This window comes from Coleofasciculus chthonoplastes PCC 7420 (assembly GCF_000155555.1).
Taxonomy (GTDB): domain Bacteria; phylum Cyanobacteriota; class Cyanobacteriia; order Cyanobacteriales; family Coleofasciculaceae; genus Coleofasciculus; species Coleofasciculus chthonoplastes_A.
In genome coordinates this window covers 137,586-141,726 of the sequence record NZ_DS989860.1, presented here as the reverse complement: position 1 = coordinate 141,726, position 4,141 = coordinate 137,586, and the positions used below count along the sequence as shown (strand labels likewise).

The window sequence follows — 4,141 nt, the reverse complement described above, 5'->3', positions numbered from 1 at the left end:
TATGGTCGTCTCAAACAAGCCGATACTTTAGTCGTAGACTTAAGAGAAGGATGGGGAGGTGCACCGCTCACCGCCCTGAACATCTACACCGCTCCAAACTTAAGCTTAACCACGATTTTCCGGGATGGTACAAAATATACTCACTACGCAGGCTGGAATAAACCCGTCGTCATGCTGGTAAATGAAGGAAGCCGCAGCGCTAAAGAAATTCTGGCGTATGGTTTCCAGCAATTCAATATTGGACCTGTTGTCGGTACGCCAACCCCTGGCGCTGTAGTGGCGGGGCGCCCATTTCTCATGTCAGATGGTAGCTTGCTTTACGTCGCCGTCGCTGATGTTTACGTGAATGGAGACGAACGACTAGAAGGGAAAGGAGTAACACCCGATATCCTGGTTCCCTTCTCCCCAGAATACGCCCAAGGCGCTGATCCGCAAAAAGAACGGGCGCTGGAGGTGGCGCTGGAAGCCATTCAAGAGTGAAATTATGTTATTTTTAAGCACAATTTATACAGACTAGCATCTATACTTTGGGTATACTTGGCGAAACAGTAACGTTCTGGTGGAGACTCCAGACCCGTAAATCCTAGGCGGCTTAATAATGTACCAATTAAGCTTGGCTGTATTCATGAATTCAGATTTCCTCACTGGTACTTTATTTCTACGCAGCTTTCTTAAAGACGTAGGGTGGGTAGTACCCACCCTACAATCTGGGAGATAGACTACCCCATAAGCTAGTTTATTTCCTTGAAGTTTTCCCCTGACCCTCGATAACTGCAAATAAGAATCCTGAAATTCCTTCGATCAGATTTACCCAACTTCCTGAGCTTAATAAATATAGGTTTGCATCAAGTTCTTCTCCATATTTAATTTGATCAAAATATTCAACTCTCCATCCTTTCCCTCTTCCTCTGGCATCTTTGATTTTCAATGGTTGTGAGGAATAAACATTGATTATTATTTTTTCTTTATAAAGCTTCAAAGAATTAAGGAAATCTATTTTTATCTCTATTCCATCTTGTAACAAAGAAGAAGCATTTAAAAGTTGATTATCATATTGATCCGCCACCCAATAATTAATAATATTATTAGTTAAACTTGCATCTTCAATGTATATTTGTAAATTAATGTTATCAATCGTGACATCCCCTCTGTTAAAAATATGAAATGAAGTTTGATATAAAGAATTAATTGATTTGCCCATATATTCTACTTTTATATTCTTTTTGATTTGTCTATCTATCTCTAATAGTGATGATTCACTAACTTTATTAACTCCTATGATTTGAGGCTTTTTGCGAGATAGATAATTGCCAATTGCCCATCCCACTGATGCAACAAGTATTCCAGCAAAGAACACTACATAGTTAGAAAATGCCTCATTAAGAAATAGTTGATCCAATTTCATATATTCAAATTTTATGAGTTTTGGGGTGGGTAATACCCACCCTACTATCTTAATCCAGATGAGACGTTGCCTATCCTATACTGTCGCTGTATCCCACTTCAGATAAGGTAACTTCGCCGCTGTCTCCCGAACCTGGTCAACTTGCTTCACCAGTTGTCCGCAACTATCCCAAGTCCCTGTAATTAGAGTTTGTCGTACCCCTTCAGGCATTGACACAGAGGCTTGAAACTCACCACAGCGAACATTCATGGCTTCTAAATCTACCGTTATTGGTGCTTGCGGATTCTCTTCCAGGATTTTCTGTAACTGCTTCACAGTTTCCGGTTCAGCCGTAACACAGGGAACCCCCATTGCTAAACAGTTACCAAAGAAGATTTCCGCAAAACTTTCACCGAGAATGGCTTGTATGCCCCATTTTTGCAAAGCTTGAGGCGCATGTTCCCGCGAAGAACCACAGCCGAAGTTGCCGTTAACCACTAAAATATCTGCCCCTTGATACTGGGGGCGGTCAAACGGATGTTGCCCTTTTGCTTGGGCGCGGTCATCAGCAAAAGCTTTGTCTCCTAATCCTTCAAAAGTAACACAGCGCAAATAGCGAGCGGGGATAATTCTGTCGGTATCAATATCATTACCCACAACGGGAACGCCTCGTCCTGACACGGTTTTAACTTGACTCATGGATTCACTCCTTTTTTTCTATAAAAAATATATCTCCATTTTCGCTAAGGGTGAGCAAAAGGAGGCGATTGAAATCGCTGCTACACAAACAAAGTCTGCCTGCGCGGACTTCTAAACTTATCAATATAAATTCTAGTCAACCTAAAATGCATCATAGTTGAGTTAGTGCTTTTACCATACAGTTAAGAGTAATATAAATCCTATTTAAATGTATTTACCATTGGATATAAAGATATAATCAACAGACGAATTAGGTTGGGTTGTATGCCTTAACCCAACCTATCTGATACTATCAGCTACTGCCGTTCATCCCTAATTTTCATAGAGAAGGCGATTGAGAATTTCTTGTCCTGCGGGATTGAATACCTGGAGACGAATAATTCTAGGATCATTGGGTCGCCATGCGACTTGATACTGATAATCCCCGTTTTGCCAGATATAAAGGCGGCGTTGAGGATTTCCCCGTACTTTCGCACCTCGGAGAACCAGGTTATCGCCGGTTCGTTGATTAGTACCGTAGTACGTCAGGGCGTTGTTGCTATAGTTAATCGTGACTGACCATTCACCCCCTTGAAATGTCCCCAGAGGAACCCTCGCTTGGGCGACGACAGGTGTTTTAATGATAAACTCGGTAATTGTAGGCGCAGATAGACCGAGAATGGTAGCAAGCGCGATCGCTCTCATATTCATAACTTTTCCTCCGTTGCTGTAATATCAGCCTGGAACGCAATTTCCGGCTAAAACGGTTAACTATAATTGAATTTCAACCCGTTTTAACTGAGATCTTGCAAAATTGGTAATACACCCCAAATGACTCGCTCGGTGGGCAGGATTCACTAACTCTAATATAAGCGTTTCCCGCGTTATAATACTTGCCCATGATCGCGGCGTGACTCAGCTAAAATGGTGGAATAGATTTTACCATTGAATCGGGCGCACGCCATGCGCCCCTACGGTTTCCAGGCTAATGGTTAATTCCTCCAATTATGTGTGCCACGCCACTACATAAAATTGGCTCAAGCTTACTCCATTAAAGGATTTGAACCCGTTTTAACGGGTTTTAGCTTTCAGCCAGAACTTGAGTTCTTGGCTGGCTGGCTGGCTGGCTTGATGGCTACTCACAATAACTGTCTAACATCAGAAACTTTCCCGTTAACCGCCGCCGCTACTACCATGGCTGGACTCATCAACAATGTGCGTCCCGTGGCTGAACCCTGACGCCCTTTAAAATTACGGTTTGAGGACGATGCACTAATTTGATCCCCTTGTAACTTATCCGGATTCATCGCCAAACACATCGAACATCCCGGTTCGCGCCACTCAAACCCCGCTTCGACAAAAATTTTATCCAATCCTTCGGCTTCGGCGTCTTTTTTGACTCGTTCTGAACCCGGAACAACAAACGCCTTCACCCCTTGTGCGACTCGCTTTCCTTGGGCAAATTGGGCGGCTTCGCGTAAATCTGTCAATCGTCCATTGGTGCAACTTCCAATAAAACAGACATCCACTTTTGTTCCTTGAATCGGCGCACCGGGGATAAGCTGCATATACCGATAGGCTTCTTCGGCGATCGCACGTTCTGATTCGGGTAAACTATCGGGTATGGGAATCGCTTCATTTACGGCAATTCCCTGTCCCGGTGTAATTCCCCACGTTACCGTTGGCGCAATCTCTGCCGCATCAAAGGTGAGGATATCATCATAAACGGCATCGGCATCAGAACGCATACTGTTCCACCATTCCACCGCTTTGTTCCAGTCTTCCCCTTTCGGCGCAAAATCTCGCCCTTTGAGATACTCATACGTGACCTGATCCGGATTAATATAACCGCATCTAGCACCGCCTTCAATGGACATATTACACACCGTCATCCGTTCTTCCATCGTCATCTGCTCAAAGGTTGTGCCAGCATACTCATAAGCGTAGCCAACGCCACCTTTGACGCCTAACGTGCGGATGATGTGCAGAATCACATCCTTGGCGTAAACACCGGGAGGAAGTTTCCCGTTAACTTCAATTTTGCGAACCTTAAGTTTAGACAGGGCGAGGGTTTGCGAG

5 protein-coding genes are annotated in these 4,141 nt (G+C 43.9%); 1 reads left to right on the top strand and 4 read right to left on the bottom strand.

Annotated elements, in window-relative coordinates:
• On the top strand, positions 1–480 hold a 480-nt coding region (locus MC7420_RS24735; protein ID WP_044209528.1), incomplete at its 5' end, for a S41 family peptidase.
• A 256-nt stretch (positions 481–736) separates the two neighbouring features.
• Here MC7420_RS24735 and MC7420_RS24730 read toward each other — a convergent pair.
• The 4 genes from MC7420_RS24730 to MC7420_RS24715 form a co-directional block, all read right to left on the bottom strand.
• Entirely contained in the window at positions 737–1,405 is a 669-nt protein-coding gene (locus MC7420_RS24730) for a hypothetical protein (RefSeq protein ID WP_006103774.1), read from the bottom strand.
• Between the two features lie 75 nt (positions 1,406–1,480).
• Complete coding sequence (leuD, locus tag MC7420_RS24725; protein ID WP_006103767.1) at positions 1,481–2,083, bottom strand: 3-isopropylmalate dehydratase small subunit; 603 nt, start codon at positions 2,081–2,083, stop codon at positions 1,481–1,483.
• Between the two features lie 312 nt (positions 2,084–2,395).
• On the bottom strand, positions 2,396–2,773 hold the full coding sequence (locus tag MC7420_RS24720; protein ID WP_006103796.1) for a hypothetical protein: 378 nt from the start codon (positions 2,771–2,773) through the stop codon (positions 2,396–2,398).
• 428 nt (positions 2,774–3,201) lie between these two features.
• The coding region (locus MC7420_RS24715; RefSeq protein ID WP_044209525.1) for an aconitase family protein at positions 3,202–4,141 on the bottom strand (940 nt) is incomplete at its 5' end.